The sequence below is a fragment of the Sphingobium sufflavum genome (assembly GCF_021403115.1).
Taxonomy (GTDB): domain Bacteria; phylum Pseudomonadota; class Alphaproteobacteria; order Sphingomonadales; family Sphingomonadaceae; genus Sphingobium; species Sphingobium sufflavum.
In genome coordinates, this window is the sequence record NZ_JAJSSH010000001.1 from 120993 (window position 1) to 147383 (window position 26391).

31 protein-coding genes are annotated in these 26391 nt (G+C 64.7%); 18 read left to right on the forward strand and 13 right to left on the reverse strand.

All coding sequences use genetic code 11. The features are described from left to right. Positions 1–3: 3 nt before the first annotated feature. From LWE61_RS00665 to LWE61_RS00705, 9 genes are all read right to left on the reverse strand, one after another. Positions 4–345 carry a DUF1491 family protein gene (locus LWE61_RS00665; protein ID WP_234147853.1) on the reverse strand — a complete coding sequence of 114 codons (342 nt, stop codon included), beginning with the start codon at positions 343–345 and terminating at the stop codon, positions 4–6. A gap of 21 nt (positions 346–366) precedes the next feature. Continuing rightward, entirely contained in the window at positions 367–846 is a 480-nt protein-coding gene (locus LWE61_RS00670; protein ID WP_234147856.1) for a PaaI family thioesterase, read from the reverse strand. Beyond that, positions 833–1300 (reverse strand): PTS sugar transporter subunit IIA, encoded by a 468-nt coding sequence (locus LWE61_RS00675; RefSeq protein ID WP_234147858.1) that lies wholly within the window; start codon positions 1298–1300, stop codon positions 833–835. The genes LWE61_RS00670 and LWE61_RS00675 overlap by 14 nt, the downstream gene beginning before the upstream one ends. A gap of 162 nt (positions 1301–1462) precedes the next feature. Next, a complete protein-coding gene (gene hpf / locus LWE61_RS00680; protein WP_234147860.1) occupies positions 1463–2050 on the reverse strand; it encodes a ribosome hibernation-promoting factor, HPF/YfiA family in 588 nt (195 codons plus the stop codon). Positions 2051–2076: 26 nt separating this feature from the next. Continuing rightward, a complete protein-coding gene (gene dnaQ, locus LWE61_RS00685) occupies positions 2077–2781 on the reverse strand; it encodes a DNA polymerase III subunit epsilon (protein WP_234147862.1) in 705 nt (234 codons plus the stop codon). Between the two features lie 36 nt (positions 2782–2817). Next, positions 2818–3402: a dephospho-CoA kinase gene (coaE, locus tag LWE61_RS00690; RefSeq protein ID WP_234147864.1), complete on the reverse strand. Its 585-nt coding sequence runs from the start codon at positions 3400–3402 to the stop codon at positions 2818–2820. Positions 3403–3408: 6 nt separating this feature from the next. Further along, positions 3409–4242, reverse strand: coding sequence for a shikimate dehydrogenase family protein (locus LWE61_RS00695; RefSeq protein WP_234147865.1), 834 nt, complete (start codon positions 4240–4242; stop codon positions 3409–3411). Continuing rightward, on the reverse strand, positions 4239–4841 hold the full coding sequence (locus LWE61_RS00700) for a Maf family protein (RefSeq protein ID WP_234147868.1): 603 nt from the start codon (positions 4839–4841) through the stop codon (positions 4239–4241). The genes LWE61_RS00695 and LWE61_RS00700 overlap by 4 nt, the downstream gene beginning before the upstream one ends. Continuing rightward, positions 4838–5689 carry a pyruvate, water dikinase regulatory protein gene (locus LWE61_RS00705; RefSeq protein WP_234147870.1) on the reverse strand — a complete coding sequence of 284 codons (852 nt, stop codon included), beginning with the start codon at positions 5687–5689 and terminating at the stop codon, positions 4838–4840. The genes LWE61_RS00700 and LWE61_RS00705 overlap by 4 nt, the downstream gene beginning before the upstream one ends. A 323-nt stretch (positions 5690–6012) precedes the next feature. Between LWE61_RS00705 and hemE the strand changes: the two genes are divergently transcribed. The 8 genes from hemE to LWE61_RS00745 all read left to right on the forward strand — a co-directional run bounded on the left by hemE (position 6013) and on the right by LWE61_RS00745 (position 13595). Next, positions 6013–7056 carry a uroporphyrinogen decarboxylase gene (hemE, locus tag LWE61_RS00710; RefSeq protein ID WP_234147873.1) on the forward strand — a complete coding sequence of 348 codons (1044 nt, stop codon included), beginning with the start codon at positions 6013–6015 and terminating at the stop codon, positions 7054–7056. A 51-nt stretch (positions 7057–7107) separates the two neighbouring features. After that, the gene (locus LWE61_RS00715; protein WP_234148573.1) at positions 7108–7563 is read left to right on the forward strand and encodes a CopD family protein; all 456 of its coding nucleotides are present in this window, start codon (positions 7108–7110) and stop codon (positions 7561–7563) included. A gap of 54 nt (positions 7564–7617) precedes the next feature. Next, positions 7618–8481, forward strand: coding sequence for a TIGR03620 family F420-dependent LLM class oxidoreductase (locus LWE61_RS00720; RefSeq protein ID WP_234147875.1), 864 nt, complete (start codon positions 7618–7620; stop codon positions 8479–8481). A gap of 218 nt (positions 8482–8699) precedes the next feature. Further along, the gene (gene rho, locus LWE61_RS00725; RefSeq protein ID WP_234147876.1) at positions 8700–9956 is read left to right on the forward strand and encodes a transcription termination factor Rho; all 1257 of its coding nucleotides are present in this window, start codon (positions 8700–8702) and stop codon (positions 9954–9956) included. 210 nt (positions 9957–10166) lie between these two features. Then, entirely contained in the window at positions 10167–10892 is a 726-nt protein-coding gene (locus LWE61_RS00730; protein WP_234147878.1) for a YjbE family putative metal transport protein, read from the forward strand. Between the two features lie 87 nt (positions 10893–10979). Next, positions 10980–11225 (forward strand): DUF6489 family protein, encoded by a 246-nt coding sequence (locus tag LWE61_RS00735; RefSeq protein ID WP_234147881.1) that lies wholly within the window; start codon positions 10980–10982, stop codon positions 11223–11225. Positions 11226–11250: 25 nt separating this feature from the next. Next, the gene (mnmE, locus tag LWE61_RS00740; RefSeq protein WP_234147883.1) at positions 11251–12549 is read left to right on the forward strand and encodes a tRNA uridine-5-carboxymethylaminomethyl(34) synthesis GTPase MnmE; all 1299 of its coding nucleotides are present in this window, start codon (positions 11251–11253) and stop codon (positions 12547–12549) included. Between the two features lie 149 nt (positions 12550–12698). Beyond that, positions 12699–13595, forward strand: coding sequence for a helix-turn-helix transcriptional regulator (locus LWE61_RS00745; RefSeq protein WP_234147885.1), 897 nt, complete (start codon positions 12699–12701; stop codon positions 13593–13595). On the opposite strand, the gene LWE61_RS00750 is transcribed toward LWE61_RS00745, so the two are convergent. Together LWE61_RS00750 and LWE61_RS00755 are read right to left on the reverse strand one after the other, a co-directional pair. After that, on the reverse strand, positions 13576–14730 hold the full coding sequence (locus LWE61_RS00750) for a sulfotransferase family protein (protein ID WP_234147888.1): 1155 nt from the start codon (positions 14728–14730) through the stop codon (positions 13576–13578). The two genes, LWE61_RS00745 and LWE61_RS00750, sit on opposite strands and share 20 nt — an antisense overlap. A 148-nt stretch (positions 14731–14878) precedes the next feature. Then, positions 14879–15289: a nuclear transport factor 2 family protein gene (locus tag LWE61_RS00755; protein WP_234147890.1), complete on the reverse strand. Its 411-nt coding sequence runs from the start codon at positions 15287–15289 to the stop codon at positions 14879–14881. A gap of 202 nt (positions 15290–15491) precedes the next feature. On the opposite strand from LWE61_RS00755, the gene mnmG reads away from it, so the two are divergent. The 5 genes from mnmG to LWE61_RS00780 all read left to right on the forward strand — a co-directional run bounded on the left by mnmG (position 15492) and on the right by LWE61_RS00780 (position 20282). Beyond that, positions 15492–17330 carry a tRNA uridine-5-carboxymethylaminomethyl(34) synthesis enzyme MnmG gene (gene mnmG / locus LWE61_RS00760; RefSeq protein WP_234147892.1) on the forward strand — a complete coding sequence of 613 codons (1839 nt, stop codon included), beginning with the start codon at positions 15492–15494 and terminating at the stop codon, positions 17328–17330. Further along, a complete protein-coding gene (rsmG, locus tag LWE61_RS00765; RefSeq protein ID WP_234147893.1) occupies positions 17327–18001 on the forward strand; it encodes a 16S rRNA (guanine(527)-N(7))-methyltransferase RsmG in 675 nt (224 codons plus the stop codon). Before mnmG ends, rsmG begins: the two co-directional genes overlap by 4 nt. Continuing rightward, a complete protein-coding gene (locus LWE61_RS00770; protein ID WP_234147894.1) occupies positions 17998–18783 on the forward strand; it encodes a ParA family protein in 786 nt (261 codons plus the stop codon). Before rsmG ends, LWE61_RS00770 begins: the two co-directional genes overlap by 4 nt. Continuing rightward, positions 18780–19736: a ParB/RepB/Spo0J family partition protein gene (locus tag LWE61_RS00775; RefSeq protein WP_234147895.1), complete on the forward strand. Its 957-nt coding sequence runs from the start codon at positions 18780–18782 to the stop codon at positions 19734–19736. Before LWE61_RS00770 ends, LWE61_RS00775 begins: the two co-directional genes overlap by 4 nt. Before the next feature lie 111 nt (positions 19737–19847). After that, positions 19848–20282, forward strand: coding sequence for a response regulator (locus tag LWE61_RS00780; protein WP_234147896.1), 435 nt, complete (start codon positions 19848–19850; stop codon positions 20280–20282). Here LWE61_RS00780 and LWE61_RS00785 read toward each other — a convergent pair. Beyond that, positions 20260–21717 carry a sensor histidine kinase gene (locus LWE61_RS00785; protein WP_407696182.1) on the reverse strand — a complete coding sequence of 486 codons (1458 nt, stop codon included), beginning with the start codon at positions 21715–21717 and terminating at the stop codon, positions 20260–20262. The two genes, LWE61_RS00780 and LWE61_RS00785, sit on opposite strands and share 23 nt — an antisense overlap. 317 nt (positions 21718–22034) lie before the next feature. Next, complete coding sequence (locus LWE61_RS00790; RefSeq protein ID WP_234148574.1) at positions 22035–22385, reverse strand: MerC domain-containing protein; 351 nt, start codon at positions 22383–22385, stop codon at positions 22035–22037. 230 nt (positions 22386–22615) lie between these two features. Here LWE61_RS00790 and LWE61_RS00795 point away from each other — a divergent pair, with 230 nt between their 5' ends. The 5 genes from LWE61_RS00795 (at position 22616) to rpsI (ending at position 25949) form a co-directional block, all read left to right on the forward strand. After that, complete coding sequence (locus LWE61_RS00795) at positions 22616–23668, forward strand: COX15/CtaA family protein (RefSeq protein ID WP_407696170.1); 1053 nt, start codon at positions 22616–22618, stop codon at positions 23666–23668. Next, positions 23665–23988 carry a divalent-cation tolerance protein CutA gene (cutA, locus tag LWE61_RS00800; RefSeq protein WP_234147899.1) on the forward strand — a complete coding sequence of 108 codons (324 nt, stop codon included), beginning with the start codon at positions 23665–23667 and terminating at the stop codon, positions 23986–23988. Before LWE61_RS00795 ends, cutA begins: the two co-directional genes overlap by 4 nt. After that, the gene (locus LWE61_RS00805; protein WP_234147902.1) at positions 23985–24743 is read left to right on the forward strand and encodes a hypothetical protein; all 759 of its coding nucleotides are present in this window, start codon (positions 23985–23987) and stop codon (positions 24741–24743) included. The genes cutA and LWE61_RS00805 overlap by 4 nt, the downstream gene beginning before the upstream one ends. A 172-nt stretch (positions 24744–24915) precedes the next feature. Then, positions 24916–25395, forward strand: coding sequence for a 50S ribosomal protein L13 (gene rplM / locus LWE61_RS00810; protein ID WP_234147905.1), 480 nt, complete (start codon positions 24916–24918; stop codon positions 25393–25395). Next, positions 25395–25949 carry a 30S ribosomal protein S9 gene (gene rpsI, locus LWE61_RS00815; protein WP_234147912.1) on the forward strand — a complete coding sequence of 185 codons (555 nt, stop codon included), beginning with the start codon at positions 25395–25397 and terminating at the stop codon, positions 25947–25949. The genes rplM and rpsI overlap by 1 nt, the downstream gene beginning before the upstream one ends. The last annotated feature ends 442 nt before the right edge of the window (positions 25950–26391 follow it).

Here is a 26391-nt window from a genome sequence, read left to right on the forward strand (position 1 = left end):
GTGTCAACCCATCGCTATCGTTTCAGCGGCGAACCGTTCTGCATCCACGATGTCGAGTTCGACGATCCACAGGTCCGGATCGCTGCTGCGCCGCCGATTGAGATAGGCGGAGAGAGTGGGCGGGTCGCTGTCCACCGGCGGTCCGCACCGGACCAGCGACGCCCTGCCGTCAAGGTCGGTCATCCGCTCGAAAAAGCCCGAAAATCGCCCTCTTTCAAGGGTTTGGACCAGGATCATGCCGCCCATATCCTCGCCGCTGGCCAGGACAGAGGCAAAGCCACCCGCCTGATTGACGCGACGGATCAGGGCACTGACGAGCGTTTTGGCAGGCAGTCGGCCGGTCATGATGTCATGGCACGAAAAATGTCATCGCTCCGAATAGCCGGGCAGGCTCGCGAGCGGGAAGCGGGAGCGCATGAAGGTGCCGGTGCCCCGCGCCACTTCCTCTCCCTCCGCGTCCAGCAGTCGCGATTCGGCGACGAACACGCGCCGCCGCCCGTTGAGCCAGCGCCCCTCCGCCCGGATCGGTCCCGCGCCCATCGGTCGGGTCAGCAGCATGTTGAAGGCGGTGGTGAGCAGAAAGCGGTCGTTGACCAGGCTGTTGGCGGCGTAGAAAGCCGCATCGTCCAGCATCTTGAAATAGAGCGTACCATGCGCGGCGCCCGCCGCATGGAAATGCGCATCACCCGCATCGAAACTGATGGTCGAGAGGCCCGCTTCGGTGATGCTCAGCGTCGAGGGGAAGAGGAGATTGATCGGGGCGGAGGCATAAAGCCGTTCCAACGCCCGGAAATGCGCCGTCTCACCGCTTTCCGATCCCGCCCTTGCGGCGTCAGGCGGCGTCACGGGCCTCGCCACCGGTCAGGATGACGTGCAGGGCATCGCTCGATTTCGCACCGCGCAGGCGCTTCACCTGCGCCTCGTTGCGGAGGAAACGGGAGACGCGGGCCAGCATCTTGAGATGTTCCGCCCCACTGTCCGCCGGGGACAGCAGCATGAAAACGACATCGACGGGCATATCGTCCACCGCGTCGAACGGCACGGGCTCCGGCAACAACAGGACCGCACCGCGCACCTGGTCGATCACGTCCAGCTTGGCATGGGGAATGGCGATACCGCCGCCGAAGCCGGTGGAACCCAACCGCTCCCGCTCCGTCAATCGTTCGACGACCTCATCGGCCGAGACACCATAGGCGCTGGCCGCAATCTCGCTGAGCAACTGGAAAATCTGTTTCTTATTGCTGGCGGTGACGTCGGCTCTTACCGCCTGCGCTACCACCAGATCGCTGAAGTCGTTCATCATCCACTCGTCTCTGGCGCAGGCGGGCAAAAGCAGCCGGGCGCCGGTCGCGGTCGCGCGCTATCGGGAAAATGCGAATGCGCGCCCATAAGGCGGAAGCGCGGGCGGGTCAACCAGGTTCCCCGCCGCGCGCTCCCCGCTTCATGGCTTGAACGGCCCGGTTCAGCCGCGCGGTTCGACCCAGCCGATCGTCCCATCGCGACGACGATAGACCATATTATAGGTGTCCGTGCCGCTGTTCAGAAAGAGCAGGGCGTTCGTGTTGCGCAGATCCAGCATCATCACGGCGTCGGATACGCTGGCTTCGGGGATGTCAGTGCGGGTCTCCGCCACGATGACGGGTGCATCGGGAACCTCTTCCTCCACTTCCTCTGCCGGGCGAAAGACGGTGTAGGCCGCATTGTCGGGCACAAAGCTCTGCACCCGCTCCGCCTCTGCGGCGAGGCTGTGCTGATGGCGATCCTTCAGGCGCTGCTTGTAGCGGCGCAGCTGCGTGTCGATGCGGTCGGCGGCCTGTTCGAACGCGAAATGCGCGTCCTGCGCCTCACCCGCGCCCTTCAGCACGATGCCGCTGTTCACATGGCTGACGATGTCGCAGTGAAATGCGCCATGGGGCGCTTGTCCGAAGGTGACATGGGCCGAAATGGCCCGCGAGAAATATTTTTCCGCCATGGTCGAGAGCCGATCCGTCACATGCGTCTGAAGTGCGCCGCCTGTGTCGACCTGATGGCCGGAAACTCGAATATCCATGCTCGTTCTCCCTTCTACTGGGGGTGCTAGCCTCCGGCCGGTTCGATCTGGCCCGAAAGCCAGAGCGGATCGGAGAGGGTCGCGATAAAGGCCTGATGTCGGGTGATTTCCTCCGCACTGGGGGTAAACACACGGACAGGCCGTGCGATCCGGTCAAGGATGGGGCCGGTCGCAACCGACGTTTCCATCATGGCCGTTTCGACCAGGGTAAGCCCGATCTGCCGCCCGCCGGTCAGCTCCACATAAAGCTGGGCGAGAAGTTCGGCGTCGAGCAACGCGCCATGCTTGACCCGGTGGCTACGGTCGATGCCGTAACGGGAGCAGAGCGCATCAAGGCTGTGTTTCGCACCAGGGTGCAGGTTGCGCGCGATCGCGACAGTATCGACCATGCGATCCAGCGATATTTCCGCGCGGTTGCACAGGCGCAGTTCAGCGTTGAGGAATCCGAAGTCGAAGCGGGCGTTATGCGCGACCAGCGCACTATCGCCCAGAAACGCCAGCATCTCCTCAACGCCATGGGCAAAGAGGGGTTTGTCGGACAGGAATTTTTCCGACAGGCCGTGGACCCGCTCCGCCTCCATCGGCATGGATCGCTGCGGGTTGAAATAGGCGTGGTAGGTGCGGCCGGTGGCCACGCGATTAACCATTTCGATGCAGCCGATTTCGACAAGGCGATCACCCTTGAGAGGATCGAGGCCGGTTGTCTCCGTATCGAATATAATTTCGCGCATCGTTCCAAATGACTCGTTAGTCGGCCACTATCGGACTCAGCGGCGGCGAAGGCAAGTGACCAGCCGCCGAACATCCGCAAAAGTGCGCGTTTTGGTACGAGCCGTTTCGATTATATGGTCGGCACGGCGACGCTTGATCCTGTCGGGCACCTGCCGGGCTAGAATCTGGCGGAATTTCTGTTCGGTCATGCCCTTGCGGCGCAGCACCCGGCGGCGCTGGACGAAGAGGGGCGCGCTGACCACGATGACCGCCGCCATGCCCTTTGCCCCGCCCTTTTCATACAGCAGCGGAATATCCAGCACCACGATAGGGCGTGACCGGTTGAAGCGTAGGAACCGGCTGCGCATCCGGGCCACGGCGGGGTGGACGATCCGTTCCAGCGCGCGCAGTTCCACCCTGTCACCCAGAACGAGCGCACCCAGCCTGGCCCGGTCTACGCCGCCCGGACCCGTGGTGCCGGGGAAACGCGCTTCGATGGCGGGGAGAAGCGCGCCGCCCCGGCCCTGCAAGATATGGACGGCGGCATCGGCGTCGAACACGGGAACGTGCAACCGGCGCAGCATCGCCGCGACCGCCGACTTGCCCATGCCGATGGAACCGGTGAGGCCGATGATCTTCATGACGGCTCAGTCCAAGGGCTGAGTGAGCAGGGTCCGCAACTCCGCATCGTCATCGTCGCGTGGGGGCGACGCATCGAAGAAAATCTCGAACGCCAGCGCGGCCTGCCCGATCAGCATGGCCAGTCCGTCGATGGTCGCAAGATTGCGCGCACGGGCCGCGCGGAGCAGTCCGGTCTCCAGCGGCGCATAGACGATGTCATAGACAGTCGCATCCTCAGCCAGCGGCGACAGGTCGAGGTCGAGCGGCGGCTGGCCGGTCATGCCGAGCGGGCTGCTGTTGATAAGCAGCCGGGTTGCGGGAAGAGGGTCGGTGAATCCGATGACTCGGCCTTCCATGCCAACATGGTCGAGCAGGGCCTGCCCCTTCGCCCGGTCCCGCGCCACGACCGTCAGGCTCTTCATCCCCTTGGCTGCCAGAGCATAGCCAATAGCGAGGGCCGCGCCGCCCGCACCGATCAGGACGGCCTCCTTGCCCTTCCATTTCAACCGTTCCAGCGGCGACAAGAATCCGCCCGCGTCCGTGTTCGTGCCGATCAGCGGCCCGCCCGTCTCGCAGGCGATAGTGTTCATCGCGCCGATCTGGCCCCGGATGTTGGAGGGGTCTTCCACATAGTCCATCACCGCCACCTTGTGCGGGATGGTGACGTTGCACCCCAGCCAGTCGTCATCCGCGCGGCGCGACAGGAAATAGGCGGCCAGACCGTCGCGCGTCACATGCGTCTTACGATATTCCGCTTCTATGCCGAGCGTGCGCAACCAATGATTATGAATCACCGGCGACTTGGAATGGTTGATGGGATCGCCGATCACTTCGGCATAGGGAAGGCCTGTGCTTGTCATGCCGCCAGAACGCCTCTCGTCCGCAGAAAGTCAAGCAGGGGAAGCAGCGGCAGGCCCTGCACCGCGAACAGGCTGCCCGTCACCTTGGCGAAAAGTTGCGCGCCCGGACCCTCGATCCGGTAACAGCCGACGCACCAGCGACACTCCTCCCAATCGGCGTCGAGATAGGCGTCGACAAAGGCCGGGGACAGCGTCCGCACATCCATCGCCACGCTTTCGACATGGCGCCAGATCGGCGCTCCATCCAGCGCGATCACGGCGGCGGCATGGAGATGGTGGCGGCGACCGCTCATGGCGAGCAGCAGGTCGCGGGCTTCCGCCTTGCTTTCGCATTTGTTGACCAGACTCCCATCGTCCAGCGCCAGCGTCTGGTCGCACCCCAGCACCAGCGCGCCCGGATGACGACCGGACGGTCGGATTGCTTTTAACTCGGACAGGGCATCGGCCAGGTCGCGGGGCTTCACCCCCTCACCGATCAACGCATCCTTGGCCATCTCCTCATCGACGCCCGCCGATATGGCTTCGAATGGCACGCCCGCATCAGTCAGCATCCGGCGGCGGCTGGCACTTTGCGATGCCAGCAACAGGGGAGATGTCATAGCGAGCCGTCCTCCGACAGGCCGGGGGCCGTGCCCGATCCGCCGACATGCTCCTGATACAGGCTGATGATGGCGGCGGCGGTTTCCTCGATCGAACGGCGGGTCACATCCACCATCGGCCAGCCATTGTCGGCAAACATGCGGCGCGCGTCGGCTACTTCCTGCTGCACCCGTTCGCGATCGACATAGCTCGTCTCCGGCGCCTGATTGAGGGACAGGAGGCGATTGCGCCGGACCTGCACCAGCCGTTCCGCGCTGGTGGTCAGGCCGACGACCATGGGATGCTTCAACCGGAACAGACTGGTCGGCGGCGGGGATTCCGGCACCAGTGGGATATTCGCCGTCTTGTAGCCGCGATTGGCGAGATAGATGCTGGTCGGCGTCTTGGACGTGCGCGACACCCCCGCCAGCACGATGTCCGCTTCCTCCCAATTCTCCCATCCCACGCCATCATCATGGGCGATGGTGAACTGGATCGCGTCGATCCGGGCGAAATAGGCTTCGTCGAGGATATGCTTGCGCCCCGGCCGCCCCGTCGTCTCCTGCCCCAATATGCCGGACAGCGCATCGGTCACGCCGTCGAGCGGGGCCATATGGGGAATACCGATGGCGCGGCAAAACTTCTCCAGTTTCTTGCGGAGCGCCGGATTGGCCAGGGTGAACAGGACGAGGCCGGGGTTGCGGCCCAGTTCCTCCACGATACGGTCGAGATGCTGGTCGGAGCGGACCATCGGCCAGAAATGGCGGATGATCTCCACATTCTCAAACTGGGCAACGGCGGCCTTCGCGATGTTTTCCAGCGTTTCGCCGGTCGAGTCGGAGAGAAGATGAAGATGGAGACGGCTCATGGCCCTGAACTCTGTGGGCAGGCTGTGGATAAATCAAGGGATGGATTTGGGGATGATCCGGGTGGCACAAAGCGTGCCCGTTTCGACTTTTCCCACGGCCGACTTATCCACGGGGATCAACAGGCGGGTGCCAGGGTGGAATCCTGTGGACGGGTGACACAGACTCGCCATGGAAAGGTGGCATCGCTTGTGTCAAACTGTGGATGAATCTCTGGATAAACCCATAATTCCACATATCCACGCCCCCAACACTCACCAACAATATTATCTTAAGACTCTTTTAAGTATTGATTGGCGACCGGCTTTGCTCGCAGGACGGTTCCATGACGACGCCCGCTGACACGCTCACCCTTCCCCCCTTGCTTCAGGTTCTCAAGGGCAGGACATTGTCCGTGCCACCTGTGTGGCTGATGCGGCAGGCGGGACGCTACCTGCCTGAATATCGGGCTTTGCGGGAGGATAAGGGCGGGTTCCTGGCGATGTGTTATGATCCGGCGGCATCGGCGGAGATCACGCTGCAACCGATCCGGCGTTTCGGTTTCGACGGGGCCATCCTGTTTTCCGACATTCTGATCGTTCCCCACGCCATGGGTCAGAATTTGTGGTTCGAGACGGGCGAGGGGCCACGGCTCGCCCCGCCATTGGCCAAGGCGGACCTGTCCAGCTTCACGCCCGATCCCTCGCGGCTGGAAACCATCTGGGAAACGGTGCGGCAGGTGAGGGCGCAACTCCCGGCGGAGACGACCTTCCTCGGCTTTGCGGGCAGCCCCTGGACGGTGGCGACCTATATGGTGGCCGGCGCGGGCAGCAAGGATCATGGCGCGGCCCGTCGGCTGGCCTATGGCGATCCGGTGCGGTTCGGCGCGATCATCGACGCGATCATCGAAACCACGGTCACCTATCTGGACGGACAAATACGCGCGGGCGTGGACGCGGTGCAATTGTTCGACAGTTGGGCCGGCAGCCTCAGCCCCGCCCAGTTCCAGCGGTGGGTCATCGCCCCCAATGCGGAGATCGTGCGTCGGCTCAAGGCGATCCACCCCCATACGCCGATCATCGGTTTCCCAAAGGGTGCGGGGGCCAAGCTGGTCGATTATGCGGAACAGACCGGCGTGGATGCGGTCGGCGTGGATGAGACGATCGATCCTTTCTGGGCGGCGCGCAGCCTGCCCGCCGGCATGCCGGTGCAGGGCAATCTCGACCCGCTGGCGCTGATTGCCGGGGGTGAGGCGCTGGACAGCGCCATTGACACCATCATTGCGGCCTTCGCCGGACGCCCCCATATCTTCAATCTGGGCCATGGCATCCTGCCGGACACCCCCATCGCCCATGTGGAGCATCTGCTGGCGCGGCTCAGGGGTGCCTGAAGGCAGGTGTTGCGGCGGTAAATGGACGGATAAGGGGAGAATTTCGCGATGATCGGCTTTCTGGGCCTGGCCTATCCTTGGGTGCTGGCCGCGCATGTCATCTTCGTCATCTTCCTGATGGCGAGCCTGTTCATGATGCCCCGCTTCTTCGTCTATCACCACCAGACGATCGTCGGATCGCCGGAGGACAAGGCGTGGATCGACCGGGAGGACCGGCTGCGGCGGATCATCATGAACCCCGCCCTCATTATCGTCTGGGTGCTGGGCATCGCGCTGGCGCTGAACATCGGCGCCTTTTCGCAGGGCTGGTTCCATGTGAAGCTGCTGCTGGTCCTGATCCTGTCCGGCTATCATGGCTGGGCGTCGGGCTATGCGAAGAAACTGGCGCGGGGCGAACGACCGCTGGCGGAAAAGACGCTGCGCCTGCTCAACGAAGTGCCGGGCATATTGGTGAGCGCCATCGTCATCGCCGTCATCGTCTATGGGCCGCGTTTCGGGCTGAGCTGAGGCGGCTCTTCATGACAGCCTGTTCAAGGCCAGTCCGATCTTGGGAGAGAGTGCATGACACAGGATATCGGCCGGATCGGCATCTGGTCCATGGAAATGCGGTTCGGCGATCATGGGCAGGCGGCAGAAGCCATCGCGGAGCTGGACGAGCTGGGCTATGGCGCGCTGTGGATGCCCGGTGGCATTGGCGGCGACCTGACCGGGGATTTCGACCGGCTGCTCGGCGCCTCCTCGCGCATCACCATCGCCAGCGGTATCCTCAACATCTGGAAACATACGCCCGCCGATGTGGCGACATGGTTCAAGGGTCTGTCCGCGGATCGGCAGCAGCGGGTATTGCTGGGCCTCGGCGTCAGCCATTCGCATATCGTTGGGGATGCCTATGCGGCGGTCAAGCCGCTGGCGGCGATGCGGGATTATCTCGATCAACTGGCGGCGCAGGGCGTGCCGGGTGACAGCCTCTGTCTCGCCGCACTGGGACCAAAGATGCTGGAACTGGCGGGTAAGCGCACCGCGGGCGTCCATCCCTATCTTGTGACGCCGGAGCATACCGCCCTCGCACGATCTGCACTCGGACCGGACAGGCTGGTCGCGCCGGAGCAGGGCGTGGTGCTGGAAAGCGATCCTGCCAAGGCGCGCGATCTCGCCCGCAAGGCGCTGTCGCAGTATCAGGCCTATCCCAACTATCGTAACAACTGGCTGCGGCTGGGTTTTTCGGAGGCCGAGATCGACAGCGGCAGCGACGCTCTGGTCGATGCATTGTTCGTCTGGGGATCGGTGGAGAAGATTGCGGAACGGGTCGATGCCCATTTCGCGGCGGGCGCCAACCACGTCTGCCTTCAGGTCATTACCGGCGCGGGGCTGGATATTGGCGCGGCCCGTCCGGCATGGCGCGAACTGGCGTCGGCGTTGCTCTGACGGGCCATCGGGCGGGCATGGTTCCGGCCCTCTCGTCCCCAAGCCCCGATTTTCCGCATTTTCAGGCATGATGCGGCAGCGATTGACAGTGTCGCCCGCGCGGCGTAATCCGGGCCGCATCTCCACCGTAGCGCCGCATTCCTCATGCCATGGCGCGACCATCGGTTCAGCGCAGACATTCCCATCCTATCCGTTTTATCCAACCGGAATCGCACTTCATGCATCTCAAGGAACTGAAGAAGAAATCTCCTGCCGACCTCGTGTCGCTGGCCGAGGAACTGGGCATCGAAGGTGCCTCGACCCTCCGCAAGCAGGACATCATGTTCGCCATCCTCAAGGTGGAAGCGGACAATGGCAAGGAGATCATCGGGGAGGGCACGATCGAGGTGCTGCCCGACGGTTTCGGCTTCTTGCGCAGCCCGGAGGCCAATTATCTGGCTGGCCCGGACGACATCTATGTGTCCCCCAACCAGGTCCGCAAGTTCGGCCTGCGCACCGGCGACACGGTGGAAGGCGAGATCCGCGCGCCGAAGGATGGCGAACGCTATTTCGCGCTGACCAAGCTGGTGAAGGTCAATTTCGATGACCCGGACGCCGTGCGTCACCGCGTCAACTTCGACAATCTCACCCCGCTTTATCCCAACCAGAAGCTCAGCCTCGACACGCTCGACCCCACGGTCAAGGACAAGTCGGCGCGGGTGATCGACATCATCTCGCCGCAGGGCAAGGGCCAGCGCGCGCTGATCGTGGCGCCGCCGCGTACCGGCAAGACGGTGCTGCTCCAGAATATCGCCAAGGCCATCACGGATAATCATCCGGAGGTGTTCCTGCTGGTCCTGCTGGTCGACGAACGGCCGGAGGAAGTCACCGACATGCAGCGCAGCGTGAAGGGGGAGGTCATTTCCTCCACCTTCGACGAACCGCCCAGCCGGCACGTTCAGGTCGCCGAAATGGTGATTGAAAAGGCCAAGCGTCTGGTCGAGCATAAGAAGGATGTCGTCATCCTGCTCGATTCCATCACGCGTCTCGGCCGTGCCTACAACACCGTCGTCCCCTCGTCGGGCAAGGTGCTGACCGGCGGTGTGGACGCCAACGCGCTCCAGCGTCCCAAGCGTTTCTTCGGTGCCGCCCGTAATATCGAGGAGGGCGGTTCGCTCTCCATCATCGCCACGGCGCTGATCGACACCGGCAGCCGCATGGACGAGGTGATCTTCGAAGAGTTCAAGGGCACCGGCAACTCGGAAATCGTGCTGGACCGCAAGGTTGCCGACAAGCGCATCTTCCCCGCGCTGGATGTCGGCAAGTCCGGCACCCGCAAGGAAGAATTGCTGTGCGAGAAGGACAAGCTCAGCAAGATGTGGGTGCTGCGCCGCATCCTCATGCAGATGGGCACGATCGACGCGATGGAATTCCTGCTCGACAAGATGAAGGATTCCAAGACCAACGAAGATTTCTTCGCCGCGATGAACCAGTAAGCGGCCGGCGCTACCCGCGCCCTTTTGCACAGGACTTCGAAAAGACCCGGTTGCGCCAGATGGCGTGGCCGGGTCTTTTGCGATGGGGTGGCCTCTCCGCATATTCGGTGCGCCCGGTGGTGGATTTTGGCGGTCGGATCGTTATGAGAAGGACGTGATTTCTGTCCCGGCAACAGCCTGCCGGGGCCTGCCCCTGTTCGGAGACCCGCCTTGATCGACCTTTTGATGACCGCCGCATCCGCCGCGGCACCCGCCGTGGGAGGCCTGAGCGAGGTCTGGGGCCATATCGTCGCCGACTTCAGCAACCTCAACAGCCCGGCGGCGCTCAGCGCCTTTACGCAGGTGCTGCTGATCGACCTCGTGCTGGCGGGCGACAATGCGATCGTCGTCGGCGCGCTGGCGGCGGGCCTGCCCGCGGCGCAGCGCAAGAAGGTCATCCTGATCGGCATCATCGCCGCGCTGGTGCTGCGCATCGCCTTTGCGCTGGTGGTCAGCCAGTTGTTGCAGATCGTTGGCCTGATCCTCGCGGGCGGCTTGTTGCTGCTGTGGGTGGCGTTCAAGATGTGGCGCGAATTGCATCCCCCGCGCGGGCATGAGACGCCGGGCGACACCAGCGATGACGATGTGTCCGGCCTGCGCCCGTCCAAGAGCTTTGCCAGCGCCGCCTGGGCGGTCGCCATTGCCGACGTGTCGATGAGCCTGGACAATGTGCTGGCCGTAGCCGGCGCGGCGCGCGATCATCCCGGCATCCTCATCATCGGCCTGATCCTGTCGGTCGCGCTGATGGGTCTGGCCGCGAACGTGATCGCCAAATATATCGAGCGGTATCGCTGGATCGCCTATGTCGGCCTGGCGGTGATCGTCTATGTCGCGGGCAAGATGATCTATGACGGCTTTGTCGACGGCAATGTGGGTATCCTGACCCTGTTCGCCTGAACACTGGCTTGATTGAGCGCGGTTTTCGTGGACATATGGCGCGCGTGGGCGGTTATCCGTCCACCGCGTCAGGAAAGAACAGATACGATGAAATTTACCGTCGATGTCGATTGCACGCCCGTCGAAGCCCGCAGCTTTCTGGGCCTCCCGGACCTCACGCCGATCCAGGATCATTATGTGAAGGCGGTGCTGGACGCGATGAGCGGCAACACGAATATCGAGCAGATGGAATCGATGTTGCGCAACCTTTCCCCCTTTGGCGATGCCGGGATGAAGCTGTTCTCCAACATGATGGACATCGGCATGGGCGCGGCGGGCGTGAAGAAGGGCTGACCGGCCCTTTCGCTGGGATTGTGACATGAGCAGCGCGGACAGGCGCGACACCATCTATGCGCTGTCCAGCGGATCGCCGCCTGCGGCCATCGCCATTATCCGCCTGTCCGGCCCCGATGCCGAGGGCGCAGCGGCTGCCTTGTGTGGCACCCTGCCGCAGGAGCGGCGGGCGGGCCTGCGGACCCTGCGCGATCCCCTGACCGGAGAGGCTCTGGACGAGGCGCTCGTCCTGCGCTTCGCCGCCGTCCGCAGCGTCACCGGAGAACCTCTGGTCGAACTTCATTGCCATGGCGGACGGGCGGTGGTGACCGCGGTGCAGGATGCGCTGGGTCGCCTGCCGGGCCTTCGGGCGGCGGAGGCGGGGGAGTTCACCCGCCAGGCGCTGGAGAATGGCCGCATGGACCTCAACGCCGTGGAGGGCTTGTCCGACCTACTCCATGCGGAGACGGAGGCGCAGCGGCGCGCGGCCATGGCCATGTATGGCGGGGCTTTTTCCGCACGGGTCGAGGATTTCCAGCGGCGTACGCTAAGCGCGGCGGCGCTGGTCGAGGCGGCGCTGGACTTCGCGGATGAGGATGACGTGGACGGCGACGCCCTTGCCCAGGCAAAGGCGGGGATCACGACGCTGTTGGGAGAGATGCAGGCCGAACTGGCGGCCCCACCCGTGGAGAGACTGCGCGAAGGCATCCGGCTGGTGATCGCGGGTCCGGTCAACAGCGGCAAGTCGACCCTGCTCAACCGGCTGGCAGGCTGGGAGGCCGCCATCGTCACCGATATAGAGGGCACGACGCGCGACCGGATCGAGGTGCCCGTGGCGATCGGCGGGACAGCCTATCTGCTCACCGACACGGCGGGGTTCCGCGAGGCGGGCGACGCGGTGGAACGCATCGGAATCGAGAGGGCGCGGGAGGCTGTCGCGGCGGCAGACTTGCTGCTCTGGCTGGGCGCGGCGGAGGATAGCCCCCGGCCCGATGCCATTCGCGTCCTCTCACGGATCGACCGGCCCGATGTGTCGCGCGACAGTATCCATGACGTCGCGCTGTCCGTGCACAGCGGGGAGGGCATGGCCGATCTGATCGCGCTGGTCGGCGCGCGGGCGACGGCGCTGTTGCCGCAGGATCGCAGCTATCTTCTCTCCGCCCGGCAGCGGAGCGAACTGGGCACGGCGGTGGCGGCCCTGGAATCGGCTCTGGCGGTGCGCGATCCCCTGTTGGTGGCGGAGCATCTGCGCGATGCCCTGTCCGCTTTCGATCGGCTCACGGGACGGGCCTCGACCGAGCATATGCTGGACAGCCTGTTCGGAGGATTCTGCATCGGCAAGTGACCGGTGGCCCGGTCGCAACCCGTACCGCCTCATACGCCTTGCCAAAATGGCTGGATGGCATAGCTATGGCATGATGAAATAGAGGGTGTCCATGGTCAGGCGACCGGGTCGCCCTACAACAGACGGGCAGGAGAGAGGGCGAAAAAGCCATGGACCAGCCGTCGCAGGAGGTCATAGCGATAGAGGGCGAGATGGCGACGAGCATCGGCCCTGTCCGCCTTGTCCGCACGCTGTGGGGCCAGCCCATCGACAAATCCGCCACCACGGACGCCCATCATCTACAGCTTTCGCTGATGCCCATGTCTGGCCGGGCGGAGGGCGGCTTTCCCGATCATTGGGGACCGCATCGTTTCGAACCGATCGGCGAGATGTTCTTCCTGCCCGCCGGCGAACGGATTCGCACCCGCAGCAATTGCCGCCACCAGAATGCGATCATGTGCCATTTCCCGCCCGACGCGGTGACGGACTGGCTCGGCGCGGACATGGCATGGACCGACAGCCGGTTGATCGGCATGCTGGACCTGCACAACGCCAATCTGCGCCGCCTGCTGTTCCGCATGGGGGAGGAGATTCGCAGCCCCGGATTCGGCACCCCCATGCTGGTCGACCTGATGGCGCGGCAGGTGGTGGTGGAGCTGGCGCGGCATGTGCTGGACATTGACGGGGATCAGGCGACCGGTGGCCTTGCCCCCTGGCGGCTGCGCCTGATCGATGAGCGGCTGGCGGACGGGGCGGCGGTGCCGACGCTGGAGGAACTGGCGGCGCTCTGCCATATGTCGGTGCGCCACCTGACCCGCGCCTTTCGGATCAGCCGGGGGCGATCCATCGGCAGCTATGTCGCGGACCATCGTGTGGCGGAAGCCAGGAACCTGCTGGCGGCGGGCGTGACTGTCAAGGAGGTCGCCTTCGCCATGGGCTTTACCGCCCCCTCCAATTTCGCCGCCGCTTTCCGTCGGGCGACCGGGGAGACACCGCGCGATTATCGCCAGCGGGCGAGCGGCAAGCAGCCCGCACCGCTCAAGCCCCTCAATGCGCAGGCTGGGTGAGGGCGAAGCGATCCGCGTAAAAACGAAACTGTTCGTGCAGGGCATCGGGCGTAAAGCCGAATAGCCCCATCACATTGCGCTCATAGGCCTGTCCCGCGACCGGCTTTTCCGCGCGCCACGCCTGCATTCCCGCGCGCGCGTCTTCCGTCAGCGCCTCGCCCAGCCATGCATAGAGTCGTTCGATCACGGCCAGCGGATCGGCCTGGAAGGGCGCGAAATGGATGTCGAAGAAGCGATGATCCTGCCCCGCGTCACGAAACCCGATCATCCGACGCATGCCCAGTTCGCAGAATGTGGCGGTCGTGTCCCCGATGGCGCGCGTATCCACATCGTCGCTGAACGCGCTGTGCAGCTCATAATAGAGGTCCGCCACGGACGGGATGACCTGCGCCACGTCCCGGTGCGTCATGACGAATCGCGCATCGGGAAAGACCTGCGTCAGGGCGTTGATGAACAGGCTGTGCGATGGATTCTTGAGTCGCCAGCGATGGGGCGGCCGGTGCCATTGCAGCAGCTTCAGGATGCGCTTCACATGAGTATAAGTGGGCACAAGGTCTGCCTCATGGTTCAACCAGTCGACATAGGTCGGGATATGGACGAACGCCTGAAAGATCTGCGATTTGAAATCCTGCCCCATGAAGGTCTGGCATTCGGACGGGGACGTGGCGGTGCTGGGCAGCATCCCCGTCATGCGCGGAAACAATTGCGCGCGGCGCACCATGCTGGCCTCTGCGGCCGCGATGCGCGGGTCGTCTCGCTCCGTGGCGCTATCGGGAGGGGGGCAGGGCTGCATAGCCTCCCAGTTGCGGATCGATCGCACTGCCGGGTCGGCGCCCAGCAGGCAGGCGAGCGCGGAGGAGCCGGTGCGCGGCAGGCCGATGCCGATCAGCGGCGCGACAATCTCCTGCTCGTCGATTTCGGGATTGCGGGCATAATGATGCTCAACCTCCAGCCGACGAGAGAGATAGTCGACGATCTGGCCAGAGAAGGCGGCGGTGCCCATTGGGGTGAGGCGCGCTTCGCGACGGGTCGCATCGACCAGCTTTTCCAGCCCTTCGCGAAAACTGTCCTCCCCGAAATCGTCCAGCGCGGTGGCCGTCCTGGCCCGGTCCATCAACGCGGCTGCACTCTCCATGGTCTGTCCTTCCTTGCCGGGCGTTGTCGCCTTTGGTGAGGGAAGGATAGGCGGGCAGGCCCGATGGCGGCAAGCGGGTGGCAGCCTGCCCCTTGGCCAAAGCTATGCAGGCGGGCCAGCTTTCTCTGCCTGCCGGCTCAGCGTTGGCTCAGCCCGCGTTCTTCGCCATCACGTGCTGGAGCAGGGGCACGATCTGGTTGCGTACCGGGTCGGGATTGAAATGCTCCGCGACGGCGGCGATGCGTCCCTCCCGCAAACGCAGGACGAAGACATAGCGATTCTGGAATATGTCGCCGTTGCTCAACAGGCCATCGGCTTGCACTTCCGCCACGACCCTGTCCTCCTCTGCGGTCAGGGATTCGACGGTGTAGAGCAACCCGTTCGGGAAGAGCGTCGCGAACATCTGGATACCACCGGCATAGCGTTCCCTGGCGGATTGTACGCCGGATGTCGTGGTCCAGGCTGTCATGTCATCGGTCAGCATCTCCAGAGGCAAGGCGCCGTTGGAGAGCGCGGCGAAAAAGTCGCGGGCGATCCGATGGGATGGGTTCTGCGTCATCGCGGTTATAACCTCTCGTCTGTCGCGGGTTCTGCCACCAGTAGAATGCGGCTGACCCTCATGGATAGTGATTGCTATCCTGATGAAGCGGCGGGCGCAACGCCTGTCGGTGGACCCTGGCGATCCTACATCTGTTCCACGTGGAACAGGTCTTTGACCCACCCGCCGCAAAGCCGTACAGGCGAGGCGCGAGGATTACCCCATGAACGATTTCGATGTCATCATTGTCGGCGGTGGACATGCCGGTTGCGAAGCTGCGAGCGCCGCCGCGCGCCGGGGTGCGCGCGTCGCGCTGGTGACGTTCGACCCGGCGACGGTCGGGGCCATGTCCTGCAACCCGGCTATCGGAGGGCTGGGCAAGGGGCATCTGGTGCGGGAGGTTGACGCCCTCGACGGTATCATCGCCCGCGCCGCCGATGCCGGGGCGATCCATTACCGCCTGCTAAACAGCAGCAAAGGCAAGGCCGTGCAGGGGCCGCGCGTGCAGGCCGACCGCACACGCTTCAAGGCTGCGGTGCAAAGGATGATGGCGACACTGCCAACGCTGGAGATCGTCGCGGGAGAGGCTGCGGCGCTGCTCCTCGATGGTGGTCGGGTTGGCGGCCTGATGCTGGCGGATGGTACCCAGCTTATGGCGCAGGCGGTGGTGTTGTGCACCGGCACCTTCCTCGGCGGGAAATTGTTCCGGGGGGAGGAGCGGCTGGAGGGCGGCCGCATTGGCGAGGACGCCGCGCACCGCCTGGCGCAGCAACTGCGCGATCTGGCCCTGCCCATCACCCGGCTCAAGACGGGAACGCCGCCGCGCCTCGACGGTCGCACCATCGACTGGGCGCGGCTGGAGGAGCAGCCGTCCGACGTGGGCCGCTGGACCATGTCCGTGCTCGGCGTGCGCGTCCTCCCGCAACTGTCCTGTGCGATCACCCGGACCAACAGCCGGACCCATGACATCATCCGGGGTGGACTGGACCGCTCCCCCCTGTTCGGGGGCGATATAGAGGGGCGGGGGCCACGCTATTGCCCCTCCATCGAGGACAAGATCCATCGCTTCGGCGATCGCCAAGGCCATCAGATTTTTCTGGAGCCGGAAGGGCTGGATACGCCTCTGGTCTATCCCAACGGCATCAGCACCTCCCTGCCCACCGACGTCCAGCTGGCGTTGCTTCGCTCGATCGAGGGGCTGGAGCGGGTGGAGATGGCGGTGCCCGGCTATGCCGTCGAATATGACCATATCGACCCGCGCGCGCTCGACCGGCGGCTGGCGGTGGCGCAGATGGCGGGGCTGTTTCTGGCGGGACAGATCAACGGCACCACCGGCTATGAGGAGGCCGCCGCGCAAGGGTTGGTCGCGGGCGCCAATGCCGCCGCTCATGCGCTGGGGCTGGAGCCGCTGATCCTCGACCGGGCCGAAAGCTATATTGGCGTCATGATCGACGATCTGGTTTTGCAGGGCGTCACGGAGCCCTATCGCATGTTGACCGCACGGGCGGAGTATCGTCTGGCCCTGCGTGCGGACAATGCGGCGACCCGGCTGACGGGGCGGGGCGATGCGCTCGGCCTGATCGGGACCGGGCGGCAACAATGGGCGGCGGCGCGCGCAGGGGCACGGGAGCAGGCGGCGGCGCTGTTCGCCCGGCGGCATCGGGCGGACGCTGTGCTGACCCTCGATGCGGCCGATGGCGTAGCGCGGTCGCTCGACGATTGGTGCCGGTTCGACGAGGTGACGCTGGAACGGGTCTTGGCGGTGGAGCCGGGACTGGCGGCCTTCGACCCGACGCTGGTGGAAGAGATGTTCGAGGATGCGCGCTACGCCCCCTATCTGGAGCGGCAGGCGGCGGCGGTGCGGGAGCTGCGGGCGAATGACGCCGTGACCATCCCGCCCGATTTTGATTTTGGGGAGATTGGTGGTTTGTCGTCGGAAATGGTGGAGCGACTGGGTGCGGCCCGGCCGGAGACGTTGGGCGCTGCGGCGCGGGTGCGCGGCGTGACTCCGGCGGCACTGGCGGCGCTGCTGGTGCGGCTCAAGCGGCGGGTCGCGGCATGACCGAGGAAGAGGCACGGGGCTGGCTGACGGTGCGAGGATGGCTCGACGGCGAAGCGGGGGCGAAGCTGGAGAGGCTCGCCGCCCTGTTGGTAGCGGAGAATGAGCGGCAGAATCTGGTGTCGGCCTCGTCCATCCCGCAGATGTGGAGTCGGCATATCGTGGACTCCGCCCAATTGCTGACATTGGCGGAGGAACGTCAGGCGGGCGATGGCCTGTGGGTCGATCTGGGAAGCGGCGCGGGCTTTCCGGGGCTGGTGATCGCGTGCCTGCGCCAGGCGCCTATCGTATTGGTGGAAACGCGCGGTCTGCGGGTGCGCTATCTTGAATCCTGCATCGCGGCGCTCGACCTGCCGCACGCATCCGTGAAACAGGCGAAGGTGGAACGGGTCGGCCTGAACCGTCGGGCGTCGATCATTTCGGCTCGGGCTTTTGCCGCGCTGGACTCGACATTCGCCATGGCGAGTCATTTATGCGACGGAAAAACCCTCTGGTTGCTGCCAAAGGGGCGAAGTGCGCAATTGGAACTGGAATCCGCGAGTCAGCAGTGGCAAGCTGCGTTCCACGTGGAACAGAGCGTCACCGATGTTGACAGCGCTATCGTCGTCGCCACGGACGTCAGGCGCCGGAACATGTCGGGGGCGGGAAAATCCGCAAGGGGTCGCAAGCCATGATGAACATCGCCATCGCCAACCAGAAGGGGGGAGTGGGCAAGACCACGACCGCGATCAATGTCGCGACCGCTCTGGCCGCGACGGGGCATCGAACGCTGCTGATCGACCTCGACCCGCAGGGCAACGCGTCCACGGGCCTTGGCATCGACCAGAAGGCGCGGGTTTACTCCTCCTACGACCTGCTGGTCGGCAATTGCGCGCTGGATGAAGCGGTCATCCACACGCAGGTGCCCTTATTGGACATTGTCGCCTCGACGCAGGATTTGTCCGGCGCGGAGATCGAACTGGTCGATCTGGAGGAGCGGACGCATCGGCTGGCGCGCGCGATGCGCACCGCCCCTGCGCGACGTTGGGACGTGTGCCTGATCGACTGCCCGCCGTCGCTTGGACTGCTGACCATCAACGCGATGGTGGCGGTGTCGGCGGTGCTGGTCCCGTTGCAATGTGAGTTTTTCGCGCTGGAAGGTCTGAGCCAGTTGCTTCAGACCGTCGAGCGTATCCGGGCGCGGTTCAACCCTGACCTGTCGATCCTTGGCGTGGCGCTGACCATGTATGACCGGCGCAATCGCCTGACCGAACAGGTGGCGGAGGATGTGCGCAGCTGCCTCGGCGATCTGGTGTTCGAAACGGTGATCCCGCGCAACGTGCGCCTGTCGGAGGCGCCCAGCCATGGTATGCCCGCGTTGATCTACGACATGCGTTGCGCCGGGTCGGAAGCCTATATGCAATTGGCCAGAGAATTGATCGCGCGCCTGCCGCCGGTCCGGGAGGAAGCGGCATGACTGTCGAGAATGAGAAAAGCGAGTCCCATGTGAAAACCGCGCGGCGCAGCCCGGCGTTGGGCCGTGGCCTGTCCGCGCTGTTCGCCGATACGGGCCGTGACACGGATGGCAAGCAGAGTGGCGAAAGCTCGGCTGCTGGCGCAGGCGCGAATGGCCGGTCGGTGCAGCTCATCGACGTAACCGCGATCAAGCCGCACCCGGAGCAGCCCCGTCGACAGTTTGACGAGGGCGCGTTGCAGGAGCTGGCGGACAGCATCGCCACGCGCGGCGTCATCCAGCCGATCATCGTGCGCCCCTCCGGCCCGGAACGCTATGAGATTGTCGCGGGCGAGCGGCGCTGGCGCGCGGCGCAAAAGGCGCAGCTTCACCGCATCCCTGCCATCGTCCGCGACTTCGACGAGGCGGAAACGCTGGAGATCGCGCTGATCGAAAATATCCAGCGCGAGGATCTGAACCCGATCGAAGAGGCGCGGGCCTATAAGAAGCTGATCGGCCAGTTCGGCCATAGCCAGGACGCGCTGGGCCGTCTGGTCGGCAAGTCGCGCAGCCATGTCGCCAATCTGATGCGCCTGCTCGATCTGCCGACGGCTGTGCAGGATCAGGTGATGGCCAGCACGCTGAGCATGGGCCATGCCCGCGCGCTGATCGGCGCGCCGGATTGCGAGCGTCTGGCCGAGGATGTGGCGCGCAGGGGGCTGTCCGTGCGCGATACGGAAAAGCTGGTGCGCGACAGCCGGTCCGACGGGGCGAAGCGTCAGCGCGCCACGGGCGTTGTGACGGAGGCGGGGAGCAACGCCGACATTGCGGCGCTGGAGCGTGATCTGGGCGATCTGCTTGGCATGCGCGTCGGCATCTCCTATGGCAGCGATGGCAAGGGGACGGTGACGGTCCATTACTCGACGCTCGATCAGCTCGACATGCTGTGCCAGCGCCTGTCGGGTGAAGCGATTTAAGGGGGAGGGGCATGGGCGCCGATCCATTCCCGGACAGCGGAAATGTAAAATCTGCTGCGGCGCACCGTAACGGCCGGAACCGGATGCCATGACCGGCATTTAATCCAGGTTATGAAAGATGTTTCCTCTTCTAGCGTCCCACCGCCCGCTATCCTGATCGTTGAGGATGAGATTTTCGTCGCCCTCGATATTGAGAGAGTGTTGACCGATTATGGCTATCCGGTCGGCGGCATCGCCATGGATCGGGAGGAAGCGCTGGCGTTGGCGAACGGCTGCACTCTGGCGCTGGTAGACATCAACCTGCGCGATGGCCGCACCGGACCGCAGATCGCCGCCGACCTCTATGACAAATACGCCATCCGCTCCGTGTTCGTGACAGCTAACCCGGCCCAGATCGGCGCGCCGCCGACCGGCGCGCTGGGCTATGTGTGCAAGCCATTCGATGGTCAGATGCTTCGGTCCGCGATCGAATGGGCGCTGGCCGATGGGCACAGCCTGCCAGATAATGACGCGGTGGTGCCGCTCAGTCGCGCGACGGGCGGCTGAACGCGGTCAGGGGGATGCGGATGGGCATGACCAGCCCGTCCGGTTGCCATTGCTGTTCGAAATCCCCACCCAACTGACGCCGTACGCTCAGGTCCAGCAGGCGTGAGCCGAAACCGGACCGCACCACCGGCTCCAGCCGCGGACCACCCCGTTCCTGCCAATGCATCGCGACATGGTTCTGGCCGTCCGTTGCAATGGAGAGGTCGATGGTGCCGGTCGGCAACGACAGAGCGCCATATTTGGCGGCGTTGGTGACGACCTCGTGAAAGAGCAGGGCCAGCGGCGTTGCGGAGCGGTCATCAATGGCGATGTCGATTCCGCTCAGCCGGATGCGCGTGCCGGGGCTGTCCTCATAGGGTGCGAACAATTCGCTCAACAGGCCGTGCAGGCTGTTCTCCTGAACCGGATTCGGGCGGGAATCCCGGCTGTGCGGCCGCACGAAATCATGCGCGCGGCCTAGCGCCAGGATGCGGTCGCGCAGCATCTCGGCAATGGGGCGGAACTCCGGCTTTTCCCGCGCAGACAAGCCGACGAGGCCGGAAATGACGGCAAAGATATTCTTGATGCGGTGGCTCAATTCCTGACTCACGATCTCGCGCTCTTCCATGGCGAGACGATGGTCGTGGATGTCGGTGCAAGTGCCGATCCAGCGCAGGATTGTGCCATCGACAGCGCGCAGCGGCAATCCGCGCGTCAACGCCCAGCGATAGCTGCCGTCCGCCCGGCGCAGGCGATATTCCAGCTCGTAGGGCGCGCCCGTCTCCAGACTATGGCTCCAGGCGGCGGCTGTGCGGGCGACATCCTCCGGGTGGAGGCACAACGTCCATTCCTGCCCGTTGCATGCCCCCTCGTGCAGTCCGGTAAAGGCATACCAGCGCGCGTTGAAATAGTCAGAATGACCGTCGGGCCGCGAAGACCAGACCATCTGCGGCATCGCGTCGGTCAGCAGACGAAACCGCAGGTCGCTCTCGTCCAGCGCTGCGGCGGCGCTGCGTTCCTCGCGGGCGGCGCGGCGCAGGGAAAGATGATCCATCACCGACTGGGCGAGCAGCCGCAACATCTCCTGCTGCGCCTCGGTCAGCCCTTCGGGGTGCGGCTCGCTGTCCAGGACGCACAAGGCGCCCAGCGGCACGCCGTCCGCCGTGACCAGCGGCGCGCCCGCGTAGAAGCGCACATAGGGTTCGTCGGTGACGATGCTATAGTCCGCAAAGCGCGGATCGAGCCGGGCGTCCGGCACGATCAATATGGCGCTGTCCAGCATCGCCGTCGCGCAGAAGGAGGTGGACCGGGCCGTCCCGCACAGGTCCGTACCCGCCTTGCCCAGAAAGCGTTGCTCCGTCGCATCGACCAGGCTGACGAGCGCGACGGGCATCCCGCACTGGGCCGCGACCAGACGGCAGATGGCGTCGAGGTGCGCGTCCTCTCCATGCTGCACCAGATCGAAATCTACGATGGCGGCGGCGCGCAGGCTTTCGAGGGCATCGGAAGGACCAGAGGAACCGGAGGCCCATGCCGGTTGTCGTTCATCGGAAACGGTGTTGCTCAACGCCATCCTCATCCATGCAGCGGCCGGCGCAGATCGCCTTTCGGTTCAACCCAATTCTGCCCTAACGCCCTGCACTTGGAAAGGATGCTTGCGCTTTTGGCTAAGTGGGGAGAGCTGACCATGACACATAATGTCAGTCATCACAGGACGGCGCTCGCCGTTATCATACAGTATGGGAAGCGGGGACCAGCGGCCTCCAGCCAGCGTCAATGGCTGTGCTGACGCCCATTCAGCAGATGGCCGAGGCTGAGGATGCCGACGCCGATCAGCGTATAGACAGTTTCCATCGCGCTATGATGATGGCTCATCGCGCCGGCCATCACGCCCAGGCCTAGCGATCCGACCGCGACCGGCAGCAGCGTGCCCTTGCGCAGCGCCCCCGCGCCCAGACCGATCGCGCCGAGCAGGATGGCGAGCATCAGGCCGCCCTCATGGATGATGGGCGTTTCCAATACGCCGCCCAACGACGCCATGGCGCCGATCAGCAGGGAGGTGGCAAGGCAATGGACACCGCACAGCGCCGACAGGCCAATGGCCAGCCGGTCGATGATGCTCATGTCGGGGGAAAAAGCCTTCACTGGGATTCCTGTGCCTTGCGTACCTGCCTAAAGCACAGGTAAGAGGAGGTTACAACATATCATTGTCGCCGATGCCCCCCGCGCGCGGCTTTTGCGATGGACGGTGGGCAGGGGCGATGCTTTGTCCGAAACGCTCGAACGGAATGGAGAGCGTGCCGGGAAGGCCGTTAAACCTTGCATCCCGGCGGCGTCAGGCGCATTTCGCGGCCATGGATATGTCCGCTCACCCCACCACGGGCCGCCCGGTCGCCCGGCCCGCCGCCATTGCCCGCTGGCTGTTCCTGGTCGCCGCTCTCATCCTCCTCATGGTGCTGGTGGGCGGTGTGACGCGACTCACCGAATCGGGCCTGTCGATCACGGAATGGAAGCCGGTGACGGGCGCGCTGCCACCCATCGGCGATGCGGCATGGGCGGCGGAGTTCGAACGCTACAAGCATAGTTCGCAATATGAGTTGATGAATCAGGGCATGACGCTGGCGGCGTTCCAGCACATTTTCTTCTGGGAATATGTCCACCGGCTTCTGGGGCGGATCATAGGCCTTGTCTATGCGCTGCCCATGCTGTGGTTCTTCGCCCGCCGTGCGGTGCCACGGGGTCATGGTGTCCGTCTGGTCATCCTGCTGCTGCTGGGCGGGGCGCAGGGGGCCGTCGGCTGGCTGATGGTCAAGAGCGGGCTGACCGACCGGGTCAATGTGGAACCGGCGATGCTGGCCGCGCATCTGGGCATGGCGCTCATCCTGATGGGGGCGGTGCTGTGGACGGCGTGCGACATGCGGCTGCTCACCCGTAACCCGGTGGCGCGACCGGTGCGCCCGACGCTGTGGGGCGTGGCGACGGTCATATTGTTGTTCGTCCAGTTGCTGCTGGGCGCGATCACGGCGGGGCTGCGCGCCGGCTATGTCTCCAGCACATGGCCGCTGATGAACGACCATATCGTGCCGGAGGGCATCGTCTGGTGGGGCAGTTTCTGGCGCACCATCACCAGCGACCAATATCTCGTCCATTTCATCCATCGCTGGTGGGCATGGGGCGTCGCCCTCGCCATATTCGTGCTGGCGCGCCAGTTACAGCGGGTGGAGGCGCGGGGGATGGCCCATGCGCTGCTGACTCTGGTGGCGGTGCAGATACTGCTGGGCATCGCCACGGTGGTCACGGGCGTCGCCCTGCCGATCGCGGTGACGCATCAGGTGGCCGGCGCGGTGCTGCTCGGCGTGACGGTCGCGGGCGCGCACCGGCTGGGCGCCGAGCGCGTGCGGGGATGACCGGCCCGATCGCCATCGTCTACACCCTGTACGACGATCTTGAGGTTGCGGAGCAGGCGGTGGCGGATGTGGTGCAGGCCCGGCTGGCCGCCTGCGCCAACATCCTGTCGCCTTGCCGGTCCTGTTACCTGTGGAACGGCGTCTATGAGACGCGGGTGGAATATCCCGTGCTGTTCAAGACCGGTGAGGATTGCCGCGCCGCGCTGATGGCACGGCTGGAGCAAACCCATCCCTATGATGTCCCCGCCATCCTGAGTTGGGATGCGGAGGCCGCACCCGCCTATGTCGGCTGGGTGGGCGAGGGCGGTGGGCCTGCATGAGGAGCGGTGCGGCGATCCTGCCCCTCGCGCTCTATGTGGCGGCGGGCGGACCTGCCCATGCCGGACCGGCGCGCGTCATCGCTTGCGACCCGCCGCTGGACCGGCCGCTTCGCCTGATCGTGACGCAGCATATGTGGCTGGCCGATGGCAGTGCCGCGACCGCTACCGTCACCCGCGACCTGCGCTTCCTGCGGGATGGGCAGGGGATGGCGGTGGAGGCGGCCATCGCGGGGCTGGAGACGGATCAGCCGGACGGCGGCCCGGCCGGGTCGGGCGCGCGCGAACGGATGGTGCTGGCCTATGGCGCGCCGGGGGAGGTGCGGATCAGGGTGCGGCTGGATGCCGCCATGGCGATTCGCGATGTCCATTCGCTCGATTTGCTCTGGCAGGATTTCCGGCATCGTCAGGCGCGGCTGGATGCGTCCATGGCGCAGGGCGGCAAACCCAATCTGCGCACCGATGCGATGCTGCGCTCGCTGGCGACCATGGGCGATGCGGAACGGATCGGCATCCTGACCGCCTTCCTCAAGCCGGTCCTGCGCTATTGCGGCACGCTGACCCCGTCGGATGCCGTCCCATCGCCCGACGGCCTGCTGCATATCCTGACACGGGCGGATTCCGCCGGAGTCAGCGATGTGGGCACTTATCGGGTCGATGGCCGGACGGGGCTGTTACGGGCGCTGGAGCGGAGCATCACCCTGGCCAGTTCGCCGCTGCGCCCCCTGCGGGAGGACTGGCTGTTACAGCCCCAATAAGGCAGGTATTATAATACCTGTCAGGAAAAGCCCCGTATTCCTTGACTTTCGACGGCCTTTGCGCGAAAGGCGCTGCAACGGCGGTGCCTTGTGGCGCCGCCTTACTGTTTGAACGGGAGTCTCCCTGCTGTCGCGGGGACAGGGCAACCGGACATTGTGGAGTGAATAGCCCATGAAGGCGCTCATGAAGACGACGAAGCCGGCGACCCCGGCCACCGTCGAGAAGAAGTGGCTGCTGATCGACGCCGAGGGTCTCGTCGTCGGCCGTGCAGCCTCGATCATTGCCAGCATCCTGCGCGGCAAGCACAAGCCCAGCTTTACCCCCCATGTCGATTGCGGTGACAATGTCATCATCATCAACGCGGACAAGGTGAAGTTCACCGGCAAGAAGCTGACCGACAAGGTGTACTACAAGCACACCGGTTATGCCGGCGGCATCAAGGAAACCACGCCCCAGAAGATCCTGGGCGGTCGTTTCCCGGAGCGCGTCCTGGAAAAGGCGATCGAGCGCATGATCCCGCGCGGCCCGCTGGGTCGTCAGCAGATGCGCAACCTGCGCGTCTTCGCCGGCACGGAGCATCCGCACGGCGCACAGAACCCCGAAGTGCTCGACCTCGCGTCGCGCAACCGTAAGAACAAGGTGGGTGCATAATGTCCGAGATCGAGTCCGATAACCGCCAGTCCCTTGCAGATCTGGGCGCGCTGACCAGCGGCGTCGAGGCTGTGGCTCCCGAAGCAGAGTCGGTCGAGTCCGATGCGCCGGCCGTGTTCGTGCCCATCGTCTCCAACGCGCCGCTGCGCGAGCAGGAAATCGATGCGCAGGGCCGTGCCTATGCCACCGGTCGTCGTAAGGACGCCGTTGCCCGCGTCTGGGTGAAGCCCGGCACCGGCAAGATCATCGTCAATGGCCGCGACCAGGAAATCTATTTCGCGCGTCCGACGCTGCGCCTCGTCATCAACCAGCCCTTCACGGTCACGGACCGCACGGGCCAGTATGATGTCGTTGCGACCGTCAAGGGCGGCGGCCTCTCCGGTCAGGCTGGCGCGGTCAAGCATGGCATTTCGCAGGCGCTGACCAAATATGAGCCGATCCTGCGCGGCACGGTCAAGGCCGAGGGCTTCCTGACCCGCGACAGCCGTACCGTCGAGCGTAAGAAGTACGGTCGCGCCAAGGCACGCAAGAGCTTCCAGTTCTCGAAGCGTTAAGTTTCGAAACCAGCGATTTTGGAAAAGGGCTGTGGGCAACCGCGGCCCTTTTTCTATTGGGGAAGGCTGGCTGGCTAACGATATGGATCGGAAGAGGCGGACACGGATATGCCCTCCTTCGACATCCCGGCCTTGATCCGGAATCCGCTCTTTGTCTTGATGTCCGCGTCTTGGAAAAGAAACAGGCTCTGCCCCATCCGAGGCGACGAGAGCATAGAGTTTTACCGGAGGAACAAGCACCGCCTGCGTCCCCCTCCCGTTCGTCCTGAGCGTGCCGAAGGACCGTTCTTCTTCCTGATGCCCGGCGCAAAAGAGACGTGCAGTCCTTCGACACTCAAAGACGTCATGGGCCTCTCGCCTGAGCAGGACGAACGGCCTTCTCCAGCTTCGCATCTGCCTCTCGCCCCTCCCCCCAATTTTGCGGTTCCCCCCTCCAGCCAAC

What these genes read in the sequence shown, in the direction of transcription:
- LWE61_RS00665 (WP_234147853.1), bottom strand. Translation starts at nt 345, where the DNA reads ATGACCGGCCGACTGCCTGCCAAAACGCTCGTCAGTGCCCTGATCCGT.
- LWE61_RS00675 (WP_234147858.1), bottom strand. Translation starts at nt 1,300, where the DNA reads ATGAACGACTTCAGCGATCTGGTGGTAGCGCAGGCGGTAAGAGCCGAC.
- hpf (WP_234147860.1), bottom strand. Translation starts at nt 2,050, where the DNA reads ATGGATATTCGAGTTTCCGGCCATCAGGTCGACACAGGCGGCGCACTT.
- dnaQ (WP_234147862.1), bottom strand. Translation starts at nt 2,781, where the DNA reads ATGCGCGAAATTATATTCGATACGGAGACAACCGGCCTCGATCCTCTC.
- coaE (WP_234147864.1), bottom strand. Translation starts at nt 3,402, where the DNA reads ATGAAGATCATCGGCCTCACCGGTTCCATCGGCATGGGCAAGTCGGCG.
- LWE61_RS00695 (WP_234147865.1), bottom strand. Translation starts at nt 4,242, where the DNA reads ATGACAAGCACAGGCCTTCCCTATGCCGAAGTGATCGGCGATCCCATC.
- LWE61_RS00700 (WP_234147868.1), bottom strand. Translation starts at nt 4,841, where the DNA reads ATGACATCTCCCCTGTTGCTGGCATCGCAAAGTGCCAGCCGCCGCCGG.
- LWE61_RS00705 (WP_234147870.1), bottom strand. Translation starts at nt 5,689, where the DNA reads ATGAGCCGTCTCCATCTTCATCTTCTCTCCGACTCGACCGGCGAAACG.
- hemE (WP_234147873.1), top strand. Translation starts at nt 6,013, where the DNA reads ATGACGACGCCCGCTGACACGCTCACCCTTCCCCCCTTGCTTCAGGTT.
- LWE61_RS00720 (WP_234147875.1), top strand. Translation starts at nt 7,618, where the DNA reads ATGACACAGGATATCGGCCGGATCGGCATCTGGTCCATGGAAATGCGG.
- rho (WP_234147876.1), top strand. Translation starts at nt 8,700, where the DNA reads ATGCATCTCAAGGAACTGAAGAAGAAATCTCCTGCCGACCTCGTGTCG.
- LWE61_RS00735 (WP_234147881.1), top strand. Translation starts at nt 10,980, where the DNA reads ATGAAATTTACCGTCGATGTCGATTGCACGCCCGTCGAAGCCCGCAGC.
- mnmE (WP_234147883.1), top strand. Translation starts at nt 11,251, where the DNA reads ATGAGCAGCGCGGACAGGCGCGACACCATCTATGCGCTGTCCAGCGGA.
- LWE61_RS00745 (WP_234147885.1), top strand. Translation starts at nt 12,699, where the DNA reads ATGGACCAGCCGTCGCAGGAGGTCATAGCGATAGAGGGCGAGATGGCG.
- LWE61_RS00750 (WP_234147888.1), bottom strand. Translation starts at nt 14,730, where the DNA reads ATGGAGAGTGCAGCCGCGTTGATGGACCGGGCCAGGACGGCCACCGCG.
- LWE61_RS00755 (WP_234147890.1), bottom strand. Translation starts at nt 15,289, where the DNA reads ATGACGCAGAACCCATCCCATCGGATCGCCCGCGACTTTTTCGCCGCG.
- mnmG (WP_234147892.1), top strand. Translation starts at nt 15,492, where the DNA reads ATGAACGATTTCGATGTCATCATTGTCGGCGGTGGACATGCCGGTTGC.
- rsmG (WP_234147893.1), top strand. Translation starts at nt 17,327, where the DNA reads ATGACCGAGGAAGAGGCACGGGGCTGGCTGACGGTGCGAGGATGGCTC.
- LWE61_RS00770 (WP_234147894.1), top strand. Translation starts at nt 17,998, where the DNA reads ATGATGAACATCGCCATCGCCAACCAGAAGGGGGGAGTGGGCAAGACC.
- LWE61_RS00775 (WP_234147895.1), top strand. Translation starts at nt 18,780, where the DNA reads ATGACTGTCGAGAATGAGAAAAGCGAGTCCCATGTGAAAACCGCGCGG.
- LWE61_RS00780 (WP_234147896.1), top strand. Translation starts at nt 19,848, where the DNA reads ATGAAAGATGTTTCCTCTTCTAGCGTCCCACCGCCCGCTATCCTGATC.
- LWE61_RS00790 (WP_234148574.1), bottom strand. Translation starts at nt 22,385, where the DNA reads ATGAGCATCATCGACCGGCTGGCCATTGGCCTGTCGGCGCTGTGCGGT.
- LWE61_RS00795 (WP_407696170.1), top strand. Translation starts at nt 22,616, where the DNA reads ATGGATATGTCCGCTCACCCCACCACGGGCCGCCCGGTCGCCCGGCCC.
- cutA (WP_234147899.1), top strand. Translation starts at nt 23,665, where the DNA reads ATGACCGGCCCGATCGCCATCGTCTACACCCTGTACGACGATCTTGAG.
- LWE61_RS00805 (WP_234147902.1), top strand. Translation starts at nt 23,985, where the DNA reads ATGAGGAGCGGTGCGGCGATCCTGCCCCTCGCGCTCTATGTGGCGGCG.
- rplM (WP_234147905.1), top strand. Translation starts at nt 24,916, where the DNA reads ATGAAGGCGCTCATGAAGACGACGAAGCCGGCGACCCCGGCCACCGTC.
- rpsI (WP_234147912.1), top strand. Translation starts at nt 25,395, where the DNA reads ATGTCCGAGATCGAGTCCGATAACCGCCAGTCCCTTGCAGATCTGGGC.